General features: G+C 52.5%; 22 protein-coding genes. 7 read left to right on the top strand and 15 right to left on the bottom strand.

Going from position 1 to position 21,430, the window contains the following annotated elements:
* The first annotated feature begins 3 nt into the window (after positions 1 to 3).
* The 3 genes from GFC06_RS21510 to GFC06_RS21500 all read left to right on the top strand — a co-directional run bounded on the left by GFC06_RS21510 (position 4) and on the right by GFC06_RS21500 (position 3,238).
* A complete protein-coding gene (locus GFC06_RS21510; protein WP_153690641.1) occupies positions 4 to 1,032 on the top strand; it encodes a sugar phosphate isomerase/epimerase family protein in 1,029 nt (342 codons plus the stop codon).
* On the top strand, positions 1,029 to 2,180 hold the full coding sequence (locus GFC06_RS21505) for a Gfo/Idh/MocA family protein (RefSeq protein WP_141874945.1): 1,152 nt from the start codon (positions 1,029 to 1,031) through the stop codon (positions 2,178 to 2,180). The genes GFC06_RS21510 and GFC06_RS21505 overlap by 4 nt, the downstream gene beginning before the upstream one ends.
* 77 nt (positions 2,181 to 2,257) lie before the next feature.
* Positions 2,258 to 3,238, top strand: a complete 981-nt coding sequence (locus GFC06_RS21500) for a LacI family DNA-binding transcriptional regulator (protein ID WP_016155936.1) — start codon at positions 2,258 to 2,260, stop codon at positions 3,236 to 3,238.
* A 3-nt stretch (positions 3,239 to 3,241) separates the two neighbouring features.
* Here the strand turns inward: GFC06_RS21500 and GFC06_RS21495 are convergent, their stop codons facing one another.
* From GFC06_RS21495 to GFC06_RS21480, 4 genes are all read right to left on the bottom strand, one after another.
* Positions 3,242 to 4,486 carry a mechanosensitive ion channel family protein gene (locus GFC06_RS21495; RefSeq protein WP_153690640.1) on the bottom strand — a complete coding sequence of 415 codons (1,245 nt, stop codon included), beginning with the start codon at positions 4,484 to 4,486 and terminating at the stop codon, positions 3,242 to 3,244.
* A 65-nt stretch (positions 4,487 to 4,551) separates the two neighbouring features.
* A complete protein-coding gene (nfsB, locus tag GFC06_RS21490; RefSeq protein ID WP_153690639.1) occupies positions 4,552 to 5,205 on the bottom strand; it encodes an oxygen-insensitive NAD(P)H nitroreductase in 654 nt (217 codons plus the stop codon).
* Between the two features lie 119 nt (positions 5,206 to 5,324).
* A complete protein-coding gene (locus GFC06_RS21485) occupies positions 5,325 to 5,693 on the bottom strand; it encodes an MmcQ/YjbR family DNA-binding protein (RefSeq protein ID WP_016152172.1) in 369 nt (122 codons plus the stop codon).
* The gene (locus GFC06_RS21480; protein WP_016152173.1) at positions 5,693 to 6,274 is read right to left on the bottom strand and encodes a TetR/AcrR family transcriptional regulator; all 582 of its coding nucleotides are present in this window, start codon (positions 6,272 to 6,274) and stop codon (positions 5,693 to 5,695) included. The genes GFC06_RS21485 and GFC06_RS21480 overlap by 1 nt, the downstream gene beginning before the upstream one ends.
* Positions 6,275 to 6,463: 189 nt before the next feature.
* On the opposite strand from GFC06_RS21480, the gene GFC06_RS21475 reads away from it, so the two are divergent.
* Complete coding sequence (locus GFC06_RS21475; RefSeq protein ID WP_016152174.1) at positions 6,464 to 7,576, top strand: MBL fold metallo-hydrolase; 1,113 nt, start codon at positions 6,464 to 6,466, stop codon at positions 7,574 to 7,576.
* 17 nt (positions 7,577 to 7,593) lie between these two features.
* Positions 7,594 to 7,935 carry a RamA family antibiotic efflux transcriptional regulator gene (locus GFC06_RS21470; RefSeq protein ID WP_003021996.1) on the top strand — a complete coding sequence of 114 codons (342 nt, stop codon included), beginning with the start codon at positions 7,594 to 7,596 and terminating at the stop codon, positions 7,933 to 7,935.
* 21 nt (positions 7,936 to 7,956) lie between these two features.
* Here GFC06_RS21470 and GFC06_RS21465 read toward each other — a convergent pair whose 3' ends face one another.
* On the bottom strand, positions 7,957 to 8,205 hold the full coding sequence (locus GFC06_RS21465; RefSeq protein WP_016152175.1) for a DUF1158 domain-containing protein: 249 nt from the start codon (positions 8,203 to 8,205) through the stop codon (positions 7,957 to 7,959).
* Positions 8,206 to 8,271: 66 nt separating this feature from the next.
* Positions 8,272 to 9,390 (bottom strand): YbdK family carboxylate-amine ligase, encoded by a 1,119-nt coding sequence (locus GFC06_RS21460; protein WP_137367285.1) that lies wholly within the window; start codon positions 9,388 to 9,390, stop codon positions 8,272 to 8,274.
* A 169-nt stretch (positions 9,391 to 9,559) separates the two neighbouring features.
* On the opposite strand from GFC06_RS21460, the gene GFC06_RS21455 reads away from it, so the two are divergent.
* The gene (locus GFC06_RS21455; RefSeq protein WP_141874948.1) at positions 9,560 to 10,264 is read left to right on the top strand and encodes a GNAT family N-acetyltransferase; all 705 of its coding nucleotides are present in this window, start codon (positions 9,560 to 9,562) and stop codon (positions 10,262 to 10,264) included.
* A 75-nt stretch (positions 10,265 to 10,339) separates the two neighbouring features.
* Here GFC06_RS21455 and GFC06_RS21450 read toward each other — a convergent pair whose 3' ends face one another.
* From GFC06_RS21450 to GFC06_RS21435, 4 genes are read right to left on the bottom strand one after another with little or no spacing between them, the layout of a single operon-like run.
* Positions 10,340 to 11,848, bottom strand: a complete 1,509-nt coding sequence (locus GFC06_RS21450; protein WP_141874949.1) for an FGGY family carbohydrate kinase — start codon at positions 11,846 to 11,848, stop codon at positions 10,340 to 10,342.
* A gap of 32 nt (positions 11,849 to 11,880) precedes the next feature.
* Positions 11,881 to 13,299 (bottom strand): L-fucose/L-arabinose isomerase family protein, encoded by a 1,419-nt coding sequence (locus GFC06_RS21445; protein ID WP_047358063.1) that lies wholly within the window; start codon positions 13,297 to 13,299, stop codon positions 11,881 to 11,883.
* A 37-nt stretch (positions 13,300 to 13,336) separates the two neighbouring features.
* Positions 13,337 to 14,284, bottom strand: a complete 948-nt coding sequence (locus tag GFC06_RS21440) for a transketolase family protein (RefSeq protein WP_153690638.1) — start codon at positions 14,282 to 14,284, stop codon at positions 13,337 to 13,339.
* Positions 14,277 to 15,107: a transketolase gene (locus GFC06_RS21435; RefSeq protein WP_049282468.1), complete on the bottom strand. Its 831-nt coding sequence runs from the start codon at positions 15,105 to 15,107 to the stop codon at positions 14,277 to 14,279. Before GFC06_RS21435 ends, GFC06_RS21440 begins: the two co-directional genes overlap by 8 nt.
* A 316-nt stretch (positions 15,108 to 15,423) precedes the next feature.
* Here GFC06_RS21435 and GFC06_RS21430 point away from each other — a divergent pair, with 316 nt between their 5' ends.
* Positions 15,424 to 16,374, top strand: coding sequence for a sugar-binding transcriptional regulator (locus tag GFC06_RS21430; RefSeq protein WP_047358065.1), 951 nt, complete (start codon positions 15,424 to 15,426; stop codon positions 16,372 to 16,374).
* A gap of 82 nt (positions 16,375 to 16,456) precedes the next feature.
* Here GFC06_RS21430 and GFC06_RS21425 read toward each other — a convergent pair whose 3' ends face one another.
* From GFC06_RS21425 to entD, 5 genes are all read right to left on the bottom strand, one after another.
* Positions 16,457 to 17,545, bottom strand: a complete 1,089-nt coding sequence (locus GFC06_RS21425) for an ABC transporter permease (protein WP_016152183.1) — start codon at positions 17,543 to 17,545, stop codon at positions 16,457 to 16,459.
* Between the two features lies 1 nt (position 17,546).
* On the bottom strand, positions 17,547 to 19,073 hold the full coding sequence (locus GFC06_RS21420; protein ID WP_194831206.1) for a sugar ABC transporter ATP-binding protein: 1,527 nt from the start codon (positions 19,071 to 19,073) through the stop codon (positions 17,547 to 17,549).
* Positions 19,073 to 19,681 carry a DUF2291 family protein gene (locus GFC06_RS21415; RefSeq protein ID WP_016152185.1) on the bottom strand — a complete coding sequence of 203 codons (609 nt, stop codon included), beginning with the start codon at positions 19,679 to 19,681 and terminating at the stop codon, positions 19,073 to 19,075. The genes GFC06_RS21420 and GFC06_RS21415 overlap by 1 nt, the downstream gene beginning before the upstream one ends.
* Before the next feature lie 11 nt (positions 19,682 to 19,692).
* On the bottom strand, positions 19,693 to 20,634 hold the full coding sequence (locus GFC06_RS21410) for a D-ribose ABC transporter substrate-binding protein (RefSeq protein ID WP_016152186.1): 942 nt from the start codon (positions 20,632 to 20,634) through the stop codon (positions 19,693 to 19,695).
* A gap of 117 nt (positions 20,635 to 20,751) precedes the next feature.
* Positions 20,752 to 21,414 carry an enterobactin synthase subunit EntD gene (entD, locus tag GFC06_RS21405; protein ID WP_153690637.1) on the bottom strand — a complete coding sequence of 221 codons (663 nt, stop codon included), beginning with the start codon at positions 21,412 to 21,414 and terminating at the stop codon, positions 20,752 to 20,754.
* Positions 21,415 to 21,430: the final 16 nt, after the last annotated feature.

Genomic DNA, 21,430 nt, shown 5'->3' with positions numbered 1-21,430 from the left:
GTTATGAAAACCATCAAGGGGCCTGGCATTTTTCTGGCGCAATTTATCGGGGATCGTCCCCCATTTAACACCCTGGAAGGCGTAGCAAAATGGGCGGCGGAGCTGGGCTATAAGGCATTACAAATCCCGTGTAATCACAAGTCGTTGTTTGATGTCGAACAAGCAGCCATAAGTCAGGCCTATTGTGATGATATTCGTGGGATGCTGGCCGGGCATGGGCTGGTGATTAGCGAACTATCTACCCATCTTGAAGGCCAACTGGTTGCCGTCCATCCGGCTTACGATGACGCTTTTGACGGATTTGCTCCGCCATCTGTACGCGCTAATCCGCAGGCCAGGCAGGCGTGGGCCATCGAAATCCTCCACCAGGCCGCTGCGGCTTCGCAAAGGCTGGGGCTGACGGCGCATGCCACGTTTTCTGGTTCGCTCGCTTGGCCCTTCTTTTATCCGTGGCCACCGCATAACCGTCAGCGCTTTGAAGAGGCTTTTCTGGAGCTGGCGCGCCGCTGGAGACCCATTCTCGATCGCTTTGATCATCATGGGGTGGATGTTTGCTTTGAAATCCATCCCGGTGAAGATCTGCACGATGGCGTAACGTTCGAGCGCTTTCTGGCGCTGGTTAATCATCATCCTCGCTGCAACATTCTCTATGACCCGAGCCATCTGTTATTGCAGCAGATGGATTACCTTGGGTTTATCGATGTTTACCACTCGCGCATTAAAGCGTTTCACGTCAAGGACGCTGAGTACCACGCCAGTAGCCGCAGTGGTGTCTATGGCGGTTATCAGCCGTGGCTCGAGCGCGCTGGGCGTTTCCGTTCCCTGGGGGACGGGCAGGTCGATTTCAAAACCATCTTCAGCAAGCTCACACAATATGATTTCCCTGGCTGGGCGGTACTGGAATGGGAGTGTTGCCTGAAAGACGCGCAAACCGGGGCGCGTGAGGGGAGCGATTTTATACGCCGCCACATTATTCCGGTTTCTTCACGCGCATTTGATGATTTCGCCGCTGGCGATGAGGTACGCAAATGATACAGGTTGGCATTATTGGCAGCGGTTTTATTGGGCCTGCACATATCGAGGCGTTGCGTCGACTCGGCGGTGTGAACGTGGTGGCGCTCTGTGATAGCTCGCTGGCGGTTGCTCAGGAACGTGCAGATGCTCTTCATATTCCTCAGGCGTACGGCAGCGTTGAGGCGCTGCTGGCGCATCCCGGACTGCAGGTGGTGCATAACTGTACGCCGAATCATCTGCATGCCGACATCAATCGGCAGATTTTACGCGCGGGTCTGCACGTGTTTTCAGAAAAGCCGCTGTGTATGACGCCTGATGAGGCTCGTGAACTGGAAACGCTGGCGGAGCAGGGAGGAGTGGTGCACGGCGTGAGCTTTGTCTATCGTCAGTTTGCGATGGTACAACAGGCTGCCAGCATGGTCAGGCGCGGTAGCGTAGGGCGTCTGTTTGCTGTCCAGGGGAGCTATTTGCAGGACTGGATGCTGCTGGAAACTGACTACAACTGGCGGGTCGATGCCAAACAGGGCGGCAACTCACGGGCGGTTGCGGATATCGGTTCCCACTGGTGTGACACGGTGCAATTCGTCACTGGAAAACGTATTGTCGAGGTGATGGCCGATCTGGCTATCGTCTGGCCGGTACGAAAAGCCAGCATCGCCAGTAACGCTACGTTTGGCCAGCAAACGGCTGACCTGCAATTTGAGGATAAAGCGGTGACGACGGAAGATTGTGGATCGGTGCTGGTACGTTTTGACGATGGTAGCAAAGGCTGCTTTAGCGTTTCACAGGTGAGTGCCGGGCGCAAGAATCACCTGAGCTTTGAAATTAACGGTAGCCAGAGTTCACTGCACTGGGATCAGGAAACGCCGCAACAGCTTTGGATCGGGCACCGTCAGCAGGCGAACCAGATCCTGACGGATGACCCAGGATTGATGAATGCGGATGTTGCTGCCAGTGCGCACTTTCCGGGTGGGCATATTGAGGGCTGGCCGGATGCGTTCAAGAATATGATGCAACAGTTCTATCAGGCGGTGCAGGCTGGCAAAATGCCCGCGACGGCGGAGCGTCGATTTGCGTCATTTTCTGATGGTGCGGATGTGATGTATATCATTGATGCGATTATAAAAAGCCATCAGCAGCAGCGCTGGGTATCAGTGCAGCGCTAAACACGCACCCGGTTCGCCGGGCAGTGATTTTATGGTAGCCTCAACGTAAAGCCTAAACCGCAGGACTTGTCGTCGTTATGTCTATTCAAAAAATCGCCCAGCTTGCCGGTGTGTCGGTGGCGACGGTATCGCGTGTGCTGAATCACAGTGATACCGTCAAAGCCAAAAATCGCGAGCGCGTGCTTCAGGCTATTAAAGAAAGCAATTATCAGCCCAACCTGCTGGCTCGTCAGCTGCGTACGGCACGCAGTTCGATGATTCTGGTGATGGTTTCCAACATTGCCAACCCTTTTTGTGCAGAGGTTGTTAAAGGCATTGAAGAAGAGGCGGAAAAGAATGGCTATCGCATTTTGCTGTGTAATTCCGGCTCGGATACCGCCCGCTCAAAATCGGCGCTAAAGCTGCTGTCTGGGAAAATCGTTGATGGCATTATCACCATGGATGCATTCTCAAAATTACCGGAACTGACCACGCTGATTGGCGACGCTCCCTGGGTTCAGTGCGCGGAATATGCTGATAAAGGCGCGGTTTCCTGCGTAGGGATTAACGATGTTGACGCTGCGCAGTCGGTAATATCTCACCTGGTGGAAAAGGGCTATCGACGCATTGCGCTAATCAATCATGATCTGAGTTATAAATACGCCCGGTTGCGCGAACGTGGCTATAAAGCGGCGCTGCATGCGCTGTCGCTTGAGTATCAGGCCGTAGAATACGCCAGCGAATTAAGTTCCAGCGCAGGAATTGCGGCGATGAAAACATTGCTTGCCGCAGAGGTGAAACCCGACGCGGTGTTTGCCGTATCGGACACGCTGGCCGCTGGGGCGATGCGTGCTATTTTCAATGCCGGATTACAGATCCCGCAGGATATCGCCGTCGTGGGATTCGACGGTACGGAACTGGCAGAAATGGTTTCCCCACAGCTTTCGACCATTGAGCAGCCCTCGCGGGATATAGGCCGCAAAGCGGTAGGATTGCTGCTGAATAAAATAGAAAATCCTGACGCGCAGACGGAAAGGGTGATGATGGACTGGCGCTATATTTCACGCGCCAGTACCTGAGCTTTAGCGTTGAAACGCGCCTGACAGCGCGCGAATATCATTTCCGGTGGGCGACTGATGAATGCGCAAGCCAAATTCTTCGATCACGGCGAATATATGGTCGAAAATATCAGCCTGAATACTTTCATATTCCAGCCAGACCACCGTATTAGTAAAGGCATAAATTTCGATCGGTAAGCCGTGATCGTCTGGCGCAAGCTGGCGCACCATTAACGTCATATCTTTGCGAATCCGCGGATGATGACGCAAATATTCGTTCAGATAGGCGCGGAAGGTGCCAATATTCGTCATCCGACGGTGGTTTAATACCGATTCAGGCGCATCTAACTGCTGATTCCACTCGTTAATTTCCTGATGACGCGTGGTCAAATACGGTTTCAGCAGGTGCGCTTTATGCAGCCGCTGACGCTCATCCTCATCAAGAAAATGAATGCTGGTAGCATCAATGCTGATGCTTCGTTTAATGCGTCGCCCACCGGAAGCCGACATCCCACTCCAGTTTTTAAATGAGTCCGATACCAGTGACCAGGTTGGGATAGTGGTGATGGTGTTATCCCAGTTGCGCACTTTTACGGTGGTTAAGCCAATATCAATCACCGCGCCATCTGCGCCGTATTTTGGCATTTCCAGCCAGTCACCCAACTTCAACATATCGTTGGCTGAAAGCTGTATTCCGGCCACCAGCCCGAGGATCGGATCTTTAAACACCAGCATTAACACGGCGGCCATGGCACCCAGACCGCTTATCAATATTGCCGGTGACTGACCAATCAGCAGGGAAATCATCAATATTCCGACGACAATAGCGCTGATGAGCTTGATGCCCTGAAATATGCCTTTTAGCGGCAATTGCGATGCGGCAGGGAATTTTTGCGACAGATTGAGAATGACGTCCAGCAGGGAAAACAAGGACAACAGGGCGTACATCATGATCCACAGCTGTGCGCAGGTTACTAATATTTCTGCTGCTTCACTGCCTTTCTGTAACCAGAGTGCGGCCTGTATATTGACAATGATACCCTGCAGGGTGAATGCCAGCCGGTGAAATAACTTGTTCTGCGTGATGATTTGTAGCCACAGGCGGGAGCTGGCGTTGGCGCGCTTTTCAAATGCGCGTAATACCACCCAGTGCAAAATAACGTGAACAATAATGGCGGTGATAAAAATAATGCCAAAAATCATCACCAGTGAGGTGGTGTGATTTATTTCAATGCCGAGTTCTTCTACCTGAGATATCAATTCCTGCATAACGTCTCCTTAATAAACAGCGGTCTATGATGACCGCTGTGTAGAGCTTATGCAAATGCGGGGGATTAAATTTCCGTCAGTGTTGTTTCCAGCGGCAGACGAGATTTTGGCAGCGCGGCGTTGAAATCTTCTACGCTGTGATGACCCACCGGGACCACAACTACGCTGGTGAATCCTTTTTCTTTCAGGCCAAATTCTGCATCCATCACCGCCGCATCGAAGCCTTCGATCGGCACCGCATCCAGACCCATCGCCGCCACGCCCAGCAGGAAGTTACCGACGTTCAGATACACCTGTTTTGCCATCCAGTGGTTGTCATCTTTCAGCTCTTTGCGATGCATGTCGGCAAAGAAAGTACGGCCTTTGTGGTTTGCGGCTTTGGCTTCAGGGGTGGCGAAACGGCCATCGCGCTCTTCTTGATCCACCACGCGCTCCAGCCAGGCATCGTCCATCGCCGTTTTGGCGCAGAACACCACGACGTGGGAAGCATCCAGCATTTTACGTTCGTTGAATACAAAGCCGCCGGCTGCGGATTTCGCCACGCGCGCTTTACCTTCGTCAGTGCTGGCAACGATAAAGTGCCACGGCTGAGAGTTGGTGCTGGACGGACTAAACTGCAGCAGCGTTTTTAATTTTTCGGCTTGCTCAGCGGTCAGTTTTTTATTCGGATCGAATGCCTTAGTGGAGTAACGTTTTAAGGCGACAGAAACAATATCCATAACTACTCCTGGTGATTTTTCATACCCTGCGGGTGCGTTTTGTTTCAGCAGGGTACAGGGTTAGCAAGAAAAAGATAAGACAGGAAAATGCAAAAACACTTATCGGAGTTAACGATAAATCAACCTGGACGCAGGCGTTTTTGATCCCGCTTCGCCAGGCCGTCTACGACGCGATGCCATGAATCATTTACCAACTCCGTCAGTAATGACTCGGTAATGTCGTCGCCTGGGTAGACCGATATCCAGTGCTTTTTATTCATGTGATAGCCGGGTTCAATGCTGGGGTAGATCTGCTGGTTTAACAGTGACTTTTGCGGATCGGCTTTCAGGTTAACCAGCGGGCGTCCGCGAAGCTCTGAGACCAGCATAAAAATTTTGCCGCCGACTTTGAAGACATCGTATTCCGGGCCGAATGGCCAGCAGTGCTCGGTAAAAGGCAGTTCGAGCGCAAGGCGCTTTGCACAGGCATGTAAGGTCTGGCCGTCCATTATTTTTCCTCACGGGTGAGTGCGCGCCACATCGCCTCAAATCCCATCGAAATATATTCTTTTGCGCGAGCCGCGTCGCGGGCGGCGAACTCCATGGTGGTCTCTGCCAGAGAAAGAAACAGCGCGTCGCCAAAGGCGCGATACTCGTCAGACATAAACTCAGGTCGTACGGAGCGATGACAAAGATCGCGCAGTTCCGGGAACATATCGTCAGCCTGCTGTTCCGTTTCTTTGCTGATTTTCTCGCTGACGGCCAACTGGCGAATCGTGCGATGCCCGCAGGTATGGTTCAGGCCCCAGCTAATGTAGCTGTTCCAGATGTAGTGAGTCATGGTTTTGGCATCGGTCACCGATCGATCCAAATTTGCCATCATCGACTGACAAAGGTCTTGCTTCAAAAAGAGGTAAAGCTCGTTGATCAAATCATCTTTGGTTGCGAAATAGCGAAACAACGTCCCCTCCGCAACCCCTGCATTGCGGGCTATCACGGCGGTAGATGCCGCAATGCCTGATTGTGCAAATGCTGTGGTTGCAGCTTCCAGTAATGCCAGTTTTTTGTCTTCACTCTTCGGACGAGCCACTACACTTTACCCTTAAGTCTGTAAAAAACATGATTGAATCACGGCCTTTGCAGCACCGCAACGGCGAATGTCAAAGATTGAAAATCATCTTGACGGCGAACTTTCGATTTCTATAATGAGTGCTTACTCACTCATAATCAAGAGTCAGTCGCGCAAACCAGCGGAAAGGGGTGCGTTTAAGGTCAGGATATGAAGCGTCTCACAGTTTGTGTGGTTGTTATTATGCTTATTGCCGCAGCTGCAAGTTTACCGTTTGTACTCAATGCCGGGTTTGGTCAGGCCCCGCAAGGGGCACAACTGAGTTTGGTTGAACAGTCACCTCACTATCGTGATGGACAGTTTCATAACCAGGTGCCGACACCGGGCTATACCGGCAACAAAGGCATGCTGGCGGCCTGGTGGGAATTTCTGGTCGCTAAGCGTGATAATGCGCGCCCGGCGCAGCCGTTACCGCTGGTGGCAACCGATCTCGCCGGACTTTCGCCACAGCAGGATACTCTGGTCTGGCTGGGCCACTCCTCATGGTATTTGCAGCTGGCGGGTCAACGTATCCTGATTGATCCGGTATTTAGCAATTATGCCGCACCGTTTTCATTCCTGAACAAAGCCTTTGCCGGGGATTATCCGTGGACTGCGCAGACGATGCCGGAGATCGATCTGCTCATTATCTCGCACGATCACTATGACCATCTGGATCTCGCCACTATCAAGGCGTTAATGCCGAAAATTAAGCGAGTGATTACGCCGCTCGGCGTAGGGTCGCATCTGCGTTACTGGGGGATGCGCAGCGAGATAATCGAAGAGCGGGACTGGAATCAGTCCGTCAGAGTGACGGATTCGCTGATCGTTCATGTGCTGCCTGCTCGTCATTTTTCGGGGCGCGGTATCAAGCGCAACCAGACGCTATGGGCGAGCTTTATGTTCGAAACGCCGGAGCAGAACGTTTATTACAGCGGAGATTCCGGCTATGGACCGCATTTTAAAGCCATCGGTGAGCAGTTTGGCTCGGTTGATTTGGCGATTATGGAGAACGGTCAATATGACCAGGACTGGAAGTTTATTCACATGATGCCTGAAGAGACGGCGCAGGCCGCGGCCGATCTGCATGCGAAAGCCGTGTTGCCAGGGCATGCCGGCCGTTTCGTTCTGGCGAAACATACCTGGGATGATCCCTACAAACGACTGGCGCTTGCCAGCCGTCGTCAGGATTACCGACTACTGACGCCAATGCTGGGTGAACCGGTAATACTGTCCGAACCGGACCAACCGTTTACGGCCTGGTGGCAACAGGCGACTCAATGAATACAGGGGAGAGCATGATGACGATTTCTGCTCAGGTCATTGATACGATTGTTGAATGGATTGATGATAATTTGAATCAGCCATTGCGCATTGATGATATTGCACGCCATGCGGGATATTCCAAATGGCACCTGCAGCGTCTTTTTATGCAGTACAAAGGCGAAAGCCTCGGGCGCTACATCCGCGAGCGTAAGCTGCTATTGGCGGCGCGCGATCTACGCGATACCGACCAGAAAGTGTATGACATCTGTTTGAAATACGGATTTGATTCGCAGCAGACCTTTACGCGAATTTTCACCCGTACGTTCAGCCAGCCGCCGGGCGCGTATCGCAAAGAAAATCATAGCCGAACGCATTAACGGCAAAGGGTTCTCGCGGGCCTAATCCGCCAGCGAGAACCAGCGCCGCCAGATAAAACGCAGTACAAAATATTCAATCACCCCCAGCAGTAAAAACCACAGACAAAACAGTAAAGTATAAAATTGGTTGAGATCCATTAGATGAAAGGTGGCGACGAGTTTTTGCGCCAGCACAATGCCCAGTGAGGGGGCGGGCAGCAGCAGGCAAGACAAAAAAGCCAGCAGCAGGATCCCTGCGGCGGTCATCAGTGATTCAAGCGGGTGTTTCATGGCATTGTTAAACTTGAGTTAAAAAGCCATTGTCCGGGATCTCTGTGGGCAACGCAAACGCCACGCTTACAGCCCGGCCCAAATCTCACAATGTTTTTTCACCAGACCGCTTAGTGATCCGCCATCGGCGACAAAATCACGCATGCTCTGCGCTTCATCATGACCATTTTTAACCTGCAGACGTAAGGATTTAATCGCGCTGGTCGCGCCCACTTTGTCCGCAGAAGCGGCGACATTCTCCAGTAGCCGTAGCGTGTCATCTGACAGGCGGTGCCCATCGCCGGTATTAACGTCGGTGATGATTCCCGCCATGCCAAAGCGGCAGGCCTGGAAACGGTTAAATTTATACAGCAGGTAATCACGCTCCTGGTGCTTGAATGGCCGTTTAGTGAGCAACCAGTGGGCGGTAGCCTGAATAAGTCCCGCCATATTGACTGCGTGTTCAAGGGTTAGCGGAGTGTCCATGACGCGAACCTCTACCGTACCAAAGTGCGGGCTGGGGCGGATATCCCAGTGTAAATCTTTAATGCTATCAATCATGCTGGTGTAAGCCAGTCGACGAAATAACCCCTCAAATTCCTGCCAGTTATTCACCCACGGCATCGGGCCATTATCGGGAAATCCGGAGAAAATATTCAGCCGCGCGCAGGCAAACCGCGTGTCGGACGTTTGCATGTAAGGTGAGGCGGCAGAGAGCGCAATAAAATGGGGAACAAATCGCGACAGGCCGTGCAGGAGGTAAATAGCATCATCGCCGTTTGCGCAGCCGATATGCACATGTTGGCCGAATACCGTCGCCTGCTGAATAAGATAGCCAAAATTTTCCAGGTTGCGCCGATAGCGTTCGTCATCGCAGACTTCCTGACGTTGCCATTTTTGAAACGGATGCGTACCGCCGCCACAGATGGCGAGGTGATGCTCGGCAGCAACCCGCGAGATTATCTGCTGCATGGCGGATAATTCAGCACTCGCCTGGTCGATATTGCGACAAACCCCGGTCGCCATCTCCAGCATACTTTCAGTGATATCGTGCTTTACTTCTCCGGCGGTGAGCTGCGGCTTTACGGCGTCAATCAGTCGGGAAGAGTCCTGGCTCAGGTCGTAGCCCGGAGGATTGACCACCTGCATTTCCAGTTCAATGCCTAACGTAAAAGGGTCAGAAACATGAAAATCGGGTAGGGACATAGTGTTCTCTTCAGCGTTGATTTTTAATCAGTATAGACGCGTCATCTTGCAAGCTGCATATAGAAGGGCCGCTGATTTTCTGTTCGATGTCAGAAATCCCCCCGCGATGCTTTGAAGGCGAAATGGCCGGTGTTATAACTATTTTTTACTTCGCAACAGGGGTTGAATCGTGCCGGAAATTAATCTTTATGGACAGACCGTCGGCGATATTGTGCCTGACTGGAATGGTGCAGCCGTACTGCCGCGGGAAGAACTTGCAGGGCAATATTGTCGACTGGTTCCCCTGGATGCCGACAGCCATGCCGCCGATCTGTTTGATGCTTACGCGCAGGCGCCAGACGATCGCGACTGGACCTGGCTTGCAAGTTCTCGCCCCATGAGCGTTGAGGCCACAGCTTGCTGGGTAGAGGGCAAATCCACGGATGCATCTCTGGTTCCCTATGCTGTCATTGAACAGCGTTCCGGTCGTGCGGTGGGACTGGTGTGTTTTATGGCGATCGAACGGGAGCATGGTTCGGTTGAAATTGGTCATGTAACCTGGTCACCGCGCATGAAAAATACGGTACTCGGCACCGAAAGCATCTGGCTGTTGCTGCGCCAGGCGTTTGCGTTGGGCTATCGTCGCGTGGAGTGGAAATGTGACTCTCTGAACACGGCTTCCCGTCGGGCGGCGGAGCGCCTTGGGTTTATCTTCGAAGGACGTTTTCGCCAGAAGATTGTGCGCAAGGGGCGTAATCGCGACAGCGACTGGTTATCGATGATTGATAGCGAATGGCCCCAGTGCGACGCTGTTTTGCAGCGCTGGCTGGCTGCCGATAACTTCGATGAAAAAGGGCAGCAACGCCGATCGCTGGCGGCGTGTCAGCAACAGTAGCTCGCTTTTGAAGAATTAACAGTGCGCCCACAGTCAGTTATGGCTGCGGGCGCATTTATCATTAGCGTTGATTTATTAACGGGTTTGCCAACGGGTGCGTTCGACGGCTCCTTGCCATTCATGCCAGCGTTTTTGCAATCTCCCATGGCGCGCCATGTTTGGCTGGAACGATACGTGATCGGGCAGATAATCTCGCAACTGGCTGGTAGATGCACCTTGCAGCTTCTTGCGTGCCAGCAATCCGGCACCGATAGCGGAAAGTTCAGGGATATCGCTGCGCATCACCGGACAGCCCAATAAATCGGCTTGATACTGCATTAGCCAGTCATTTTTTGTTGGCCCGCCATCAACCATTAACGCGCTGAGTCGAAAACCGTTGTGCTGGCGCATCGCTAAAACAACATCGGCAATCTGATAGGTAATCGACTCCAGTGCCGCACGTACCAGATGTGCGCGTTTCACTCCGCGGCTGAGACCGTGAATCAACCCCCGGGCATCTTCATCCCACCAGGGCGCGCCCAGCCCGGTAAGGGCCGGAACAAAATAGACGCCCAGCGTGGAGTCAACCGTGGCGGGCAGCGTATTGAGCTCATGAAGCAGTTGCTCTTCCGGTAATTCGCTAAGACCTGTGCTATCGGCCATCCATGCGACGGCATCTCCCGTATGCGGAATATTACCTTCCAGCCCGTAGACCAGGGTGTCAGCGTCATGCCAGGCAATGGTCGTTGCCAGCGCGCTCACCTCGGACTGCGCCGAGAATACGGGAGCCATAACGGAAGATCCGGTGCCATAGGTCGCTTTGACGCAGCCTTCCATACCCAGCCCATGGGCAAAAAGCGCAGCATGAGAGTCGCCAATCATCGCCAGAATAGGGATTCCATCAGGTATCCTCTCCAGACCTTTTGTTACGCCAAAATGGTGGCTGGAAGGGCAAACTTCGGGTAACGCCTGCTGCGGAATACCGAATAGATCCAACATCTCGCTATCCCATTGTCCGCTGTTGAGATTGAGCAACTGCGTGCGTGAAGCGTTGGAGATGTCGCAACGAAATTCCTTGCCGTGCGTTAAGTTCCACAGTAACCAGCTATCGATGGTCCCGAGACATATTTCCCCTTGCTGTGCGAGCGTCATACCGTTGGGGACTGACTCCAGCAGCCAGCGCATTTTAGAGGCGGAAAAAAGTGGGGCAACGGGTAATCCGGTGATGGATTTTATGTACGCCTCGTGCCCCTGTTCACGTAATGCACGGCAAAAATCGGCCGTGCGCGAACATTGCCAGGTGATAGCAGGGCCGAGAGGGCGACCGTTGGCACGATACCAGCCTATCGCCGTTTCACGTTGATTGCTGATCGCCAGCGCTGCGACGCGTTGTGCGCCGACGCAGGCAATGGCTTGTGCCACAACATCCAGCGATGCGTCCAGAAGTGCATCACCTGACTGTTCAACCCAGCCTTCACGGGGCGTGTGGATCGCCAGCGCGCGGGAGAACTTCGCGACCACGTTTCCCTGACCATCCAGCGCTACGGCTTTGGCATTGGTGGTGCCTTCATCAAGCGCAATAATAATGTCTTTTTGTGCTGACATTGTTTTCTCCAGCCCTTCGGTTTCCCTGAGTATTAGCGATGGAAAAAGGTATCCACCCCGAGATAGCGGGTGAAAGCTTCATGCAGTACCTCTGCGCTGGCGGAATGGTTCATTGCCACGTGATGCTCAAAGCCATTACGACAAATCCAGGCCAGTAGGTTCTCCAGATGAGGCACCTGGATTACCGCTCGGCAGCCGACAGTGTCCAGCGGATCGTCAACCGATAGCCCTTCGCCGACGTAGGCTTTGATTTCGCCGGTTAAATCGTCGGTACTCAGGCGGAAGTAGGTCAAGGCACCGCTTTTCATACGACCATGAACTGCACCGCAGGTGTTCTCTTTACCGACGGTGGTACCGATGATATCCGCCGTCCCCATCTTCGGGCTGTCCAGACTGGCTGATGCGAAATTACCGCAGTGAAAAAGAACGCATTTATCACGATCATCGCCGAAATTATTGTTCCAGTCGGCAATGGATGCTGGACTTAAGTTGCTGCTGGCGAGGGCGTACATTGACAACGCGCCCATCACATCCACTTCGCAGGCACTGGGCATTAACTGCCCGGACATCACGCTCATGATTGAGCACACGTTGATGCCTAAATTTTCCTGCAGCGATGTCCAGCACTGGATGGCAGTCGTATCAATATCATTAGCGATGACCCATTCGCTGATAACGACAAACAGTTTTGCCATGGTGACCAGTTTGTCGGCTGGAATGGCGCTGGCGTCGGCGTTATCCATCAACAGGCGGCGTTTTTCATCCACCCGGATATCGTCGTCGCGCAGTCGTTTGATGCGGGTAAATACTTCAGACAGATCCAGTGTTTCGACGGCAATACCCAGTCTTTCGAGCAATTTTTCGCTGTAACGGACGGTATTAAACCCGGCTGGACGTGCGCCGATAGCGCCGACGCGAACTCCGCGCATGCTGGCGACCACGCGACAGATTTGTTCGAAACGTTTCAGGTCTTGTGCAAACACCTCGCCTGACAGGTCGCAGACATGCTGGGTGGTTAGCGTAAACGGTATACCGTACTGGCGCATGTTATTGCACAGGGAGATCTTGCCGCAGAAGCTGTCACGGCGAGTGGCAAGCCCCATTTTATCCAGGTTGTCTTCCTGCGCCTGGATCAGAACCGGGACATCTAAACCGGAAAGTCGCAGCGTTTCCGCTATCGCTTTTTCATCGCCAAAGTTCGGCAGTAGTACCACCACACCGTGAATCTTGTCGCGGTGAGCGCGGAAAAGTTCAGCACAAACTTTCGCATCCTGACGGGTTTCAACACCGCCGAGTTCTGTCTGCGTTTCGTTGAGCATTATGGTGTTAATGCCCAGCCGCTCAAAGAGCACGCTGGCTTGTTCGCGGGCTTCAGCAACCAGATAGCTCGGGAAAAATCCCCGATTGCCAATAATCACCGCCATGGTCAACTGATGAGGAATTCGTGACATCGCTTTCTCCAGTAAGTGTTCTGTTGTTGTTATTGTTTTATCGTGTTGCCAGCAACAGTGCGGTGGCGTTTTTCACGACACCCGCCGCGTCAATTTCATGGCGTGCGCGCGTTGCTGCACGATCGGCTGCGATTGCATATTGGCCATCGGCAATCCCCAATCTACGCAGTGGAATAGCACAGCCAGCTTCTGCCAGCACTTCAGCCACCAGACTTCCCACGCCGCCATTAATGTTATGTTCTTCCACGCTAACCACTGCCTTGCAGTGGGTTAAGGCTGCCAGTAACTGTTGGGTATTGCAGGGACGAATTGACGGTACACTGATTACGCTGGCGTCAATACCCGCCTGTTTCAGCACTGTGGCAGCCTCGACAATTTCATGCACAGTTGAGCCCATTGCCACCAGTGCGACATCTTTTCCTTTGCGCAAAATATCGATATTACCCGGCGCGAACTGGTAGTTTTCGTCGTGTAATTCGGGTAAGGCTTTGCCATCCAGGCGAATATAAACCGGACCTATGTGGCTTAAGGCGTAGTCGAGAATCTGTCGGCATTCCACCGGACAGGACGGGGCGTAAATCTCAATATTGCCAAAACCGCGTAGCACGGAAATATCATCAATGCTGTGGTGCGTACTGGCGAGCGGTCCGTAGCTGGCCCCTGCGTTCAGGCCAATCAACTTCACGTTGGTATTGTTGTAGCAAATGTCGACTTTAATTTGCTCATTGGCCCGTGAAATCAAGAAGGGCGCAGCGTTACAGGTGACGGCGATTTTACCGCCCAGCGCCAGTCCGGCAGCAGCACCGACCAACGTCTGTTCGGCAATACCCACGTTGACCAGACGACCGGGAAATTCCTTCATAAATGGGGCGATTTTTGCTGTTGATGTTGAGTCAGCCACCACCGGCACAACATCCATTCCACGTTTGACCGCGGCAATTAACGTGTTCACCATGACGGTGGCGAGGTGTTCGCTATTACGCATCTTTCAGTTCCTCCAGCGCCAGTTCAACTTCTTCTCCTTTTGGCACGCGGTGGTGCCATTCCGGGCGGCCCTGGATAAAAGAGATCCCAGCTCCTTTGGTGGTGTGTGCAATGACGACATATGGCTTGCCTTCAGGGGTTAATCCTTCCAGCGTGCGCACCACATCGCTCATATCGTTCCCGCGACACTCTGTGACTTGCATACCGAAGGCTCGCCATTTTTCATCCAGCGGATCGGTGTTCATGATCTCTTTGGTTGATCCGGCAAGCTGGAGGTTATTTTTGTCGTTGATGATAATCAGGTTATCCAGTTTATAGTGGGCAGCGACTAGTGCTGCTTCCCAATTGCTGCCTTCGGCCAGTTCACCATCACCGGTGACGACAAACACCCGGCGTTTGCTGTTGCTGCGTTTAGCCGCCAGCGCAATCCCTACTGCAACCGGCAGACCGTGACCAAGAGCTCCGGTATTCAATTCAATTCCTGGCGTTTTATGTTTTACCGGATGCCCCGGCAGATGCGAATCAGCGTGTTGATAGGTCGCCAGCCAGTCCACAGGAATAAAACCGGCTTCTGCCAAGACACAGTAGTAACCGCCCACAGCGTGACCTTTTGACTGGATGTAGATATCGCGCTCGTCGCTCTCTTTAATCTCCGGGGAGCAATTCAGGATGCGAAAATAGAGTGCTGTCAGCAGTTCAACCTGCGACAGGTCTGCGCCAGTGTGCCCGCCAGCCGGGCTTTCAGCATTCAACACGATAATGCGGCGACGCACGGCACGTGCTTTCTTTTCTAGCTCTGGTACTGAGAGCGAAAACGGATTCATAAGATACCTCTTGAATGTTTAATCTTGAATGAATAAATATTCCATGTGAGTGCAGTAGTGCAACTGTCTCTCTACCCACTACGTAATCTGCAGATAAAACAGTCAGTCGTTATTGGTTAGAATAAATATTCACTACTGATTTATTATTCACGATTAAAGATATGCCTTGTCTGGCGGTTTGTCTACGGCTTGTGCCACCAAATTTTGGAGAAAAGAGAAAAGGATCACACTAACGTGATAACTGGAAAGGTACTGATGACTTGTTATCTATTCAGGTATGAATAAAAATAACAGGCAGTTTATCAGGGGGAATGCCATGTCAAAGCAGGATGAACAGCGGTTGCTGGTTAAGATTGCCACGCTTTACTACGCCGAAAATAAAAAACAGTCTGAAATCGCCACGCTGCTGCATTTGTCGCAGTCCTTTGTCTCCCGTGCTTTAACGCGTTGTCAGAAAGAAGGGCTGGTGAAAATCACCGTCGTACAGCCGACCAATATCTTTGTGGCGCTGGAAAAAGCCATTGAAGAGCAGTTTGGTATTCGTCAGGCGATTGTCGTGGATGTCGGTGACAACCCCAGCAATACGCAAATTAAGCATGCTATTGGCAGTGCGGCGGCGCATTACGTTGAAACCCGCTTGCGAGCCGAGGACCTTGTTGGAATTTCCTCCTGGAGTAGCACCATTCGCTGTATGGTCGATGAGATGCACCCGCAAAATATCCGTGCGGCAGGGGTGATCCAACTGCTGGGCGGCGTAGGGCCGAATGGTAACGTGCAAGCCACGATTCTTACGCAACAGTTGGCAGCGCACCTTGGCTGTCCGGCCTGGCTGCTGCCTTCACAAAGTATTGAGCATTCGGTTGAAGAGCGTACACGGTTGGTTAACAGCCCTGACGTTGCCGCGGTGGTTGAAAAGTTTGCTGAAGTGGATGTGGCAATTGTCGGTATTGGCGAACTGGAGCCTTCTCAATTGCTGAAAAACTCAGGCAACTACTACAACGAAGAAATGTTGCGACTGCTCGCCGAGCGCGGCGCAGTAGGCGATATCTGTCTGCATTATTACGATGCAGCAGGTAACCCGGTACTCAGCCATGAGGAAGACCCGGTCATCGGAATGGAGCTTTCGCAGATCCGGGAGTGTAACCACGTGATTGCTTTGGCTGGTGGTGTGGAAAAACAGAATGCGATACGCGGGGCATTGCAGGGGAATTATATTGACGTATTGATCACCGACTACCCGACAGCCCGCAGTCTGGTGAAAGGGTGATGTCACGGTGAGTTAAACAATTGACAGCCCCAGGAGGCCCCTGGAGCTGTCTGGTTGTGCATATCACACTTTTCAGAGGGGATTACTGGCTTTCCATCGCCGCCTTTTGTGCTACCACCGCGGCTTTTTGCTGCATCCGGTTTTGCATCTGGTCGATGATGACCGCGACGATAATCACGATACCTTTAATCACCATTTGCCAGAACTCGCTGACGCCCATCATCACCAGACCATCGGCCAGAAAACCGATAACGAAAGCGCCAATCAGCGTGCCTAAAATCGTGCCCCGTCCACCGGCCAGTGACGTACCGCCGAGAACCACTGCGGCAATGGCGTTCATCTCAAATGCCGTACCGTTGGCCGGATGGCTGGCGGAAAGCTGTGCCGAGACCACAATTCCAGCAATCGCGGCACACAGTCCGGATAGGGTATACACCCAGATTTTCACCTGTTTTACTTTTACCCCTGACAGCTCAGCAGCGCGTTCGTTATCCCCGATGGCGTAAACGTGGCGACCAAAAGGTAGACGACGAGCGACGTAAGCAATGACCAGTGCCAGCACAATCATCATCCAGATGGCCCACGGAATCCCAAACAGTGTACCGGCACCAATCTCATCAAAACCGGTATTGCCGAGCTGCGGATTGCCGGAAAGCCCGGGAAAGGTTTGCCCATCGGAGGTCAGCATCGCCGCCCCGCGCAAAACGTACATGGTTCCGAGCGTACAAATAAACGGTGCGACGTTATAGTGGGTGATGATCCAACCATTCGCCGCGCCAATCAGCCCACCAATCAACAAGACGACAGGCACAATCACCCAGACGCTGGGGAAAATTGCGATGCCGAACATTGGCAATACAATGCCTTTAGTGATTAGCCATCCCGCGACCATGCCGCACAGCCCAAGCGTAGCGCCAATTGAGAGATCAATCCCGGCGGTAATAATGACAAACGTGATCCCCAGCGCCAGAAAGGCGTTAATGGCGATATGCTTGATCATAATGACCATGCTGCCGCCAGAGAGAAATCCCGGTACGGTGAAGGCAAAGAACCCGACGATTAAAAACAGTGCAATAAAAGTGCGCAGTTTTAGGATTAGTAGCAGGATATTTTCCCGAGAGAAGGCGACTGTGGAGCGAGGCGCGATGGCGGCAGATTGTAGTGTTTTCATATCAGAACCCCTGAGCACTTGCGGTTACCAGCGCCGATTCTTCGGCACGATCGCGGGCGATATCGGCAGTTAGCTTGCCGCCGGACATCACCAGAATGCGGTCAGAAACCGCCATAATTTCTTTTAAATCTGAGGTGGAAAAGACCACAGCAATACCTTGCTGGGAAAGCTGGACCATCATGCGGAACACATCGGCTTTCGCCCCGACATCGATGCCGCGTGTGGGTTCGTCAAGAAATAGAATTTTGGGATTGGTGAGCAGAGAGCGACCAATCACCACTTTTTGCTGGTTCCCCCCGCTCAGCGCCTGAATTTCAACCTCTGGCGAGGAGACTTTTATCGACAGATTGCCAATTGTGCTGGCGACCACGGCCTCTTCATCTTTGCGGGCAATGGCAAAGCCACGTTGCAGACGCCGCCAAAGGCTGGCAATAGTCAGATTGGTGGCGACGGATGAAATGGGGAAAATCCCTGTGCGCTTGCGATCCTCCGGCACCAGACTCATTCCCATACGGATGCGATCGGCGGTGGTTAAGCGCTGCGGGACCGGTTTGCTGTCGAGCCACAGTTTTCCGAGGTAGTTGCGCTCAGTACCTAACAAGCACTCGAACAATTCGGTTCGCCCAGCCCCCATAAGTCCATAGATACCGACAATTTCACCGGCGTGAACGTTAAAGGTGACGTCATTGACGACTGCGCTGCCAGCGGTATTCACGCAGGTGATATGTTCAGCTTCCAGAACCGGAGCTCCAAACGTGCGGCCGGGTTCGAGAAAGTTGCTTACCGGATCACTGCCCAACATCTCGCGCACAATCCACGGGACATCGATGTCGCTAACCTTGGCTTCGGCTTGAAATTTACCATCGCGTAAAATAGTGATCACATCGCCAATTGCCATCAATTCTTCGAGGCGATGGGAGATATAGATTATCGATACGCCCTGGCGAGTAAGTTCACGGATCACGCGAAACAGAATCTCGACTTCAGTTTTACTGAGCGCTGAGGTGGGTTCATCAAGAATCAGGATATCTGCATCTTCAGCCAGTGCTTTGGCGATTTCGACCAGCTGTTGCTGCCCTACTTTGAGATTGCCAACCAGGTCGCGCGGTGATATCGGCTGATCGAGCCGGGTTAATAATTCCGCGGTGCGTTTCTCTTGCTCGGCCTCATTAATGGGAGCCATGCCTTTTTGAATCTCCCGACCGAGGAAAATGTTTTCCGCGACGGAGAGGTTCTCAAACAGGTTTAACTCCTGATGCACCATACCAATTCCATGTGCCGCAGCATCCCGGGTGCTGGCAAAGCGCACGGGATTTCCATTGAGCAACATCTCACCGCTACTGGGTTGCTGAACGCCAGCGAGGATCTTCATCAACGTCGATTTCCCCGCACCATTCTCACCAATAATCACATTCACCTTGCCACGCCAGACCTGATAATCGACGCTGTCCAGCGCAATTGTGCCGGGAAACAGCATTGAAATGGCATGCGTGCGCAGGATGATGTCATCAGCTGAGGTATTGCGCATTAGTGAGCCTCCTGTTCCAGCGTCAGTGCTGCTGCGTTTTCCGCTTTTCCAGCATTCAACGTCACGGCGAACAGCACCGTGGCAGTTTTCCCTTGCCAGCTAGTGTCAACGGCGGGTAACTGTTTCGCCGCTTCACGGTTATAAGCCCGTGACAGTTGGGCAAACTGAACCTGGTTAGTAAAATCTTCAAACTTGAAACCACTGGCATCGCGAATAGCATTGCCACGCATTACCGGGCCAATCTGAATCGTGACGGGCATATCATTGACCCTCACCACGATGGTGTGCTCTCGCCCATTGGTGGTGTCGACGCTATCAATCTGGCTAGTCAGGCGTACAAACACGCTTTCAGGAGCGGGTGAGGGGGCCTTCAGGCGAGTGGTCAGCGCTGAAGCATCCAGAACATGTTGCTGTGCCGCTTCCAGGACGCGGGATTGCCAGGTTTGTTGCGCGATCTGATCGGGAGTCTGGTTGTCGAAACTGGCTTTGGCCTGAGGATCGGCCGGGATAATTGGTTTGCCGTTTTCGTCGAGGTCAACTACCGTACAGGCCGTCAGCAACAGGGTGGCGCATCCAACCAGCGCGGCACCCCATTGTGTTAACGACATAGTGCCTCCGCTTAGTGGCTCAGGTTGAACTTGTTCAGCTTGCTGGCATTGGTTTCGTCAATCAGCACGCAATCCATGAGCTGTTTTTCTTCTTTCTGGGCTTTGCCGTTTTTCAGATAGTAATCCGCCTGCTCAACAGCCATTTGCGCCTGCTGCCAGCCGGGCTGCAGTACTGTCGCTTTAATATTGCTTTTATTAATGATTGAATCGCGGGTGTAGTCGCTGCCATCAAAACCGACCACGATGACATTATTTTTCCCCGCCGCTTTTAATGCGGCTTCTGCACCCAGCGCCATAGTGTCGTTACCTGAGATCACACCTACGATATCTGGGTTGGTTTGTAGAATGGCTTCCATTCGGGTAAAGGCTTCGGTTTGGCTCCAGTTTGCCGTCTGCTGGGCTACCATTTTCATGTCCGGATAGTCATCGAGTACATCGTGATACCCCTGCGAGCGTACATGGGCGTTGGTGTCGGATTGACGTCCCAGCAGTTCAACGTACTTCCCTTTTCCGTCCAGTAACCTGGCGAACTTCTCTGCGCCGAGCTGTGCGCCTTGATAGTTATTCGACACGATTTGCGCCACCGCGATGCCGGTTTTATTGATTTCGCGATCGATCAGAAAAGCAGCTACACCCGCTGCTTTGGCTTTTTCCAGCGGCCCTACGGTGGCATCTGCACCCGCATTATCGAGAATGATCGCTTTCGCTTTACGAGCAATAGCAGTCTCAATCAGTTGGTTTTGTTTATTGACGTCATCATCATGAGAGGCAACCAGCGTGGCGTATCCAAGCTCTTTTGCTTTGGCGACTGCACCGTCGGCTTCGGCTTTAAAAAACGGGTTATCGTGAGAAGGGGTAATAATCGCAATCAGTCCGTTGTCGGCAGCATACAGCGAACCCGATGTGGTAAGGATCGAGGCCAGTAATACGGATTTAATCAAGGTCTTGTTCATCTCTTTCTCCACTTTGAATATTTATTCAAATATGATTTATTATTCAAGTTAACGATAAGTCGAGATAATCGAACTGTCTACGATTTGCGCAGCTAATTTCTTAAAAAGAGAAAAGGATCACGATCCTGATGGTGAGGATGGAAATAGCGTCACGATATTTTTATCACGCTGAAACCAATGAACGTTAACTTCTTGATTGCCGAGGTTTGCCGAAAATGACGACATGATTTGTAATGTTAATTGCTGAGTCGTGAGTGCGGTGATTTTTGCGCTGGTGAAACCTGGTAGCCCCGATGCCTGATTGGAAAACGCCTTATACAGGCTCTCCTTTGCGCTGAATACCAGGGTTAAGGCGAGCGGAAAGGGCAGGCAGGCATGCTGTAAAATCTGATGTTCGTGGTTATCAATAATGCCATCAGCCAGCTCAACTGCGGTTTGTGGTGTAAAAATAGCTTCTATATCCAGCCCAATGGGATGCGTTGATACGACCGCCAGCGCCGTTGTTGCGCTATGGCTGATGCTGCCAAACAGATCCTGCGGCCACAATGGTTGGCGTTGCACACCGATGCCGGGCACGGTTTTGTGGCCAAATTCACGCAGTGCGTGTACTGCGGCAATACGCCCCGCTAAGTGCTCAGCTTTACGCTTACGCCCACTGGAGTGGAGCTGAGTGTGGTGGGGGAGCCAGAGCAGGTCGTGCTCATGGAAAGTGTCGGGATCAAATTCGACAATGTGCAGCGTATGATCTGCGAAAGGGAGCGGGATGTGCGTTGTGTGCATGATTTCTTACGCTTTC

Source organism: Citrobacter braakii (assembly GCF_009648935.1).
Classification (GTDB): domain Bacteria; phylum Pseudomonadota; class Gammaproteobacteria; order Enterobacterales; family Enterobacteriaceae; genus Citrobacter; species Citrobacter braakii.
The sequence above is the reverse complement of the archived record's forward strand: the minus strand, read 5'-3'. Positions and strand labels throughout refer to the sequence as shown.

What these genes read in the sequence shown, in the direction of transcription:
- GFC06_RS21440 (WP_153690638.1), bottom strand. Translation starts at nt 14,284, where the DNA reads ATGCGTAATAGCGAACACCTCGCCACCGTCATGGTGAACACGTTAATT.
- GFC06_RS21495 (WP_153690640.1), bottom strand. Translation starts at nt 4,486, where the DNA reads ATGCAGGAATTGATATCTCAGGTAGAAGAACTCGGCATTGAAATAAAT.
- GFC06_RS21500 (WP_016155936.1), top strand. Translation starts at nt 2,258, where the DNA reads ATGTCTATTCAAAAAATCGCCCAGCTTGCCGGTGTGTCGGTGGCGACG.
- nfsB (WP_153690639.1), bottom strand. Translation starts at nt 5,205, where the DNA reads ATGGATATTGTTTCTGTCGCCTTAAAACGTTACTCCACTAAGGCATTC.
- GFC06_RS21510 (WP_153690641.1), top strand. Translation starts at nt 4, where the DNA reads ATGAAAACCATCAAGGGGCCTGGCATTTTTCTGGCGCAATTTATCGGG.
- GFC06_RS21470 (WP_003021996.1), top strand. Translation starts at nt 7,594, where the DNA reads ATGACGATTTCTGCTCAGGTCATTGATACGATTGTTGAATGGATTGAT.
- GFC06_RS21420 (WP_194831206.1), bottom strand. Translation starts at nt 19,073, where the DNA reads ATGCGCAATACCTCAGCTGATGACATCATCCTGCGCACGCATGCCATT.
- GFC06_RS21445 (WP_047358063.1), bottom strand. Translation starts at nt 13,299, where the DNA reads ATGTCACGAATTCCTCATCAGTTGACCATGGCGGTGATTATTGGCAAT.
- GFC06_RS21425 (WP_016152183.1), bottom strand. Translation starts at nt 17,545, where the DNA reads ATGAAAACACTACAATCTGCCGCCATCGCGCCTCGCTCCACAGTCGCC.
- GFC06_RS21475 (WP_016152174.1), top strand. Translation starts at nt 6,464, where the DNA reads ATGAAGCGTCTCACAGTTTGTGTGGTTGTTATTATGCTTATTGCCGCA.
- entD (WP_153690637.1), bottom strand. Translation starts at nt 21,414, where the DNA reads ATGCACACAACGCACATCCCGCTCCCTTTCGCAGATCATACGCTGCAC.
- GFC06_RS21450 (WP_141874949.1), bottom strand. Translation starts at nt 11,848, where the DNA reads ATGTCAGCACAAAAAGACATTATTATTGCGCTTGATGAAGGCACCACC.
- GFC06_RS21415 (WP_016152185.1), bottom strand. Translation starts at nt 19,681, where the DNA reads ATGTCGTTAACACAATGGGGTGCCGCGCTGGTTGGATGCGCCACCCTG.
- GFC06_RS21435 (WP_049282468.1), bottom strand. Translation starts at nt 15,107, where the DNA reads ATGAATCCGTTTTCGCTCTCAGTACCAGAGCTAGAAAAGAAAGCACGT.
- GFC06_RS21485 (WP_016152172.1), bottom strand. Translation starts at nt 5,693, where the DNA reads ATGGACGGCCAGACCTTACATGCCTGTGCAAAGCGCCTTGCGCTCGAA.
- GFC06_RS21430 (WP_047358065.1), top strand. Translation starts at nt 15,424, where the DNA reads ATGTCAAAGCAGGATGAACAGCGGTTGCTGGTTAAGATTGCCACGCTT.
- GFC06_RS21460 (WP_137367285.1), bottom strand. Translation starts at nt 9,390, where the DNA reads ATGTCCCTACCCGATTTTCATGTTTCTGACCCTTTTACGTTAGGCATT.
- GFC06_RS21465 (WP_016152175.1), bottom strand. Translation starts at nt 8,205, where the DNA reads ATGAAACACCCGCTTGAATCACTGATGACCGCCGCAGGGATCCTGCTG.
- GFC06_RS21410 (WP_016152186.1), bottom strand. Translation starts at nt 20,634, where the DNA reads ATGAACAAGACCTTGATTAAATCCGTATTACTGGCCTCGATCCTTACC.
- GFC06_RS21505 (WP_141874945.1), top strand. Translation starts at nt 1,029, where the DNA reads ATGATACAGGTTGGCATTATTGGCAGCGGTTTTATTGGGCCTGCACAT.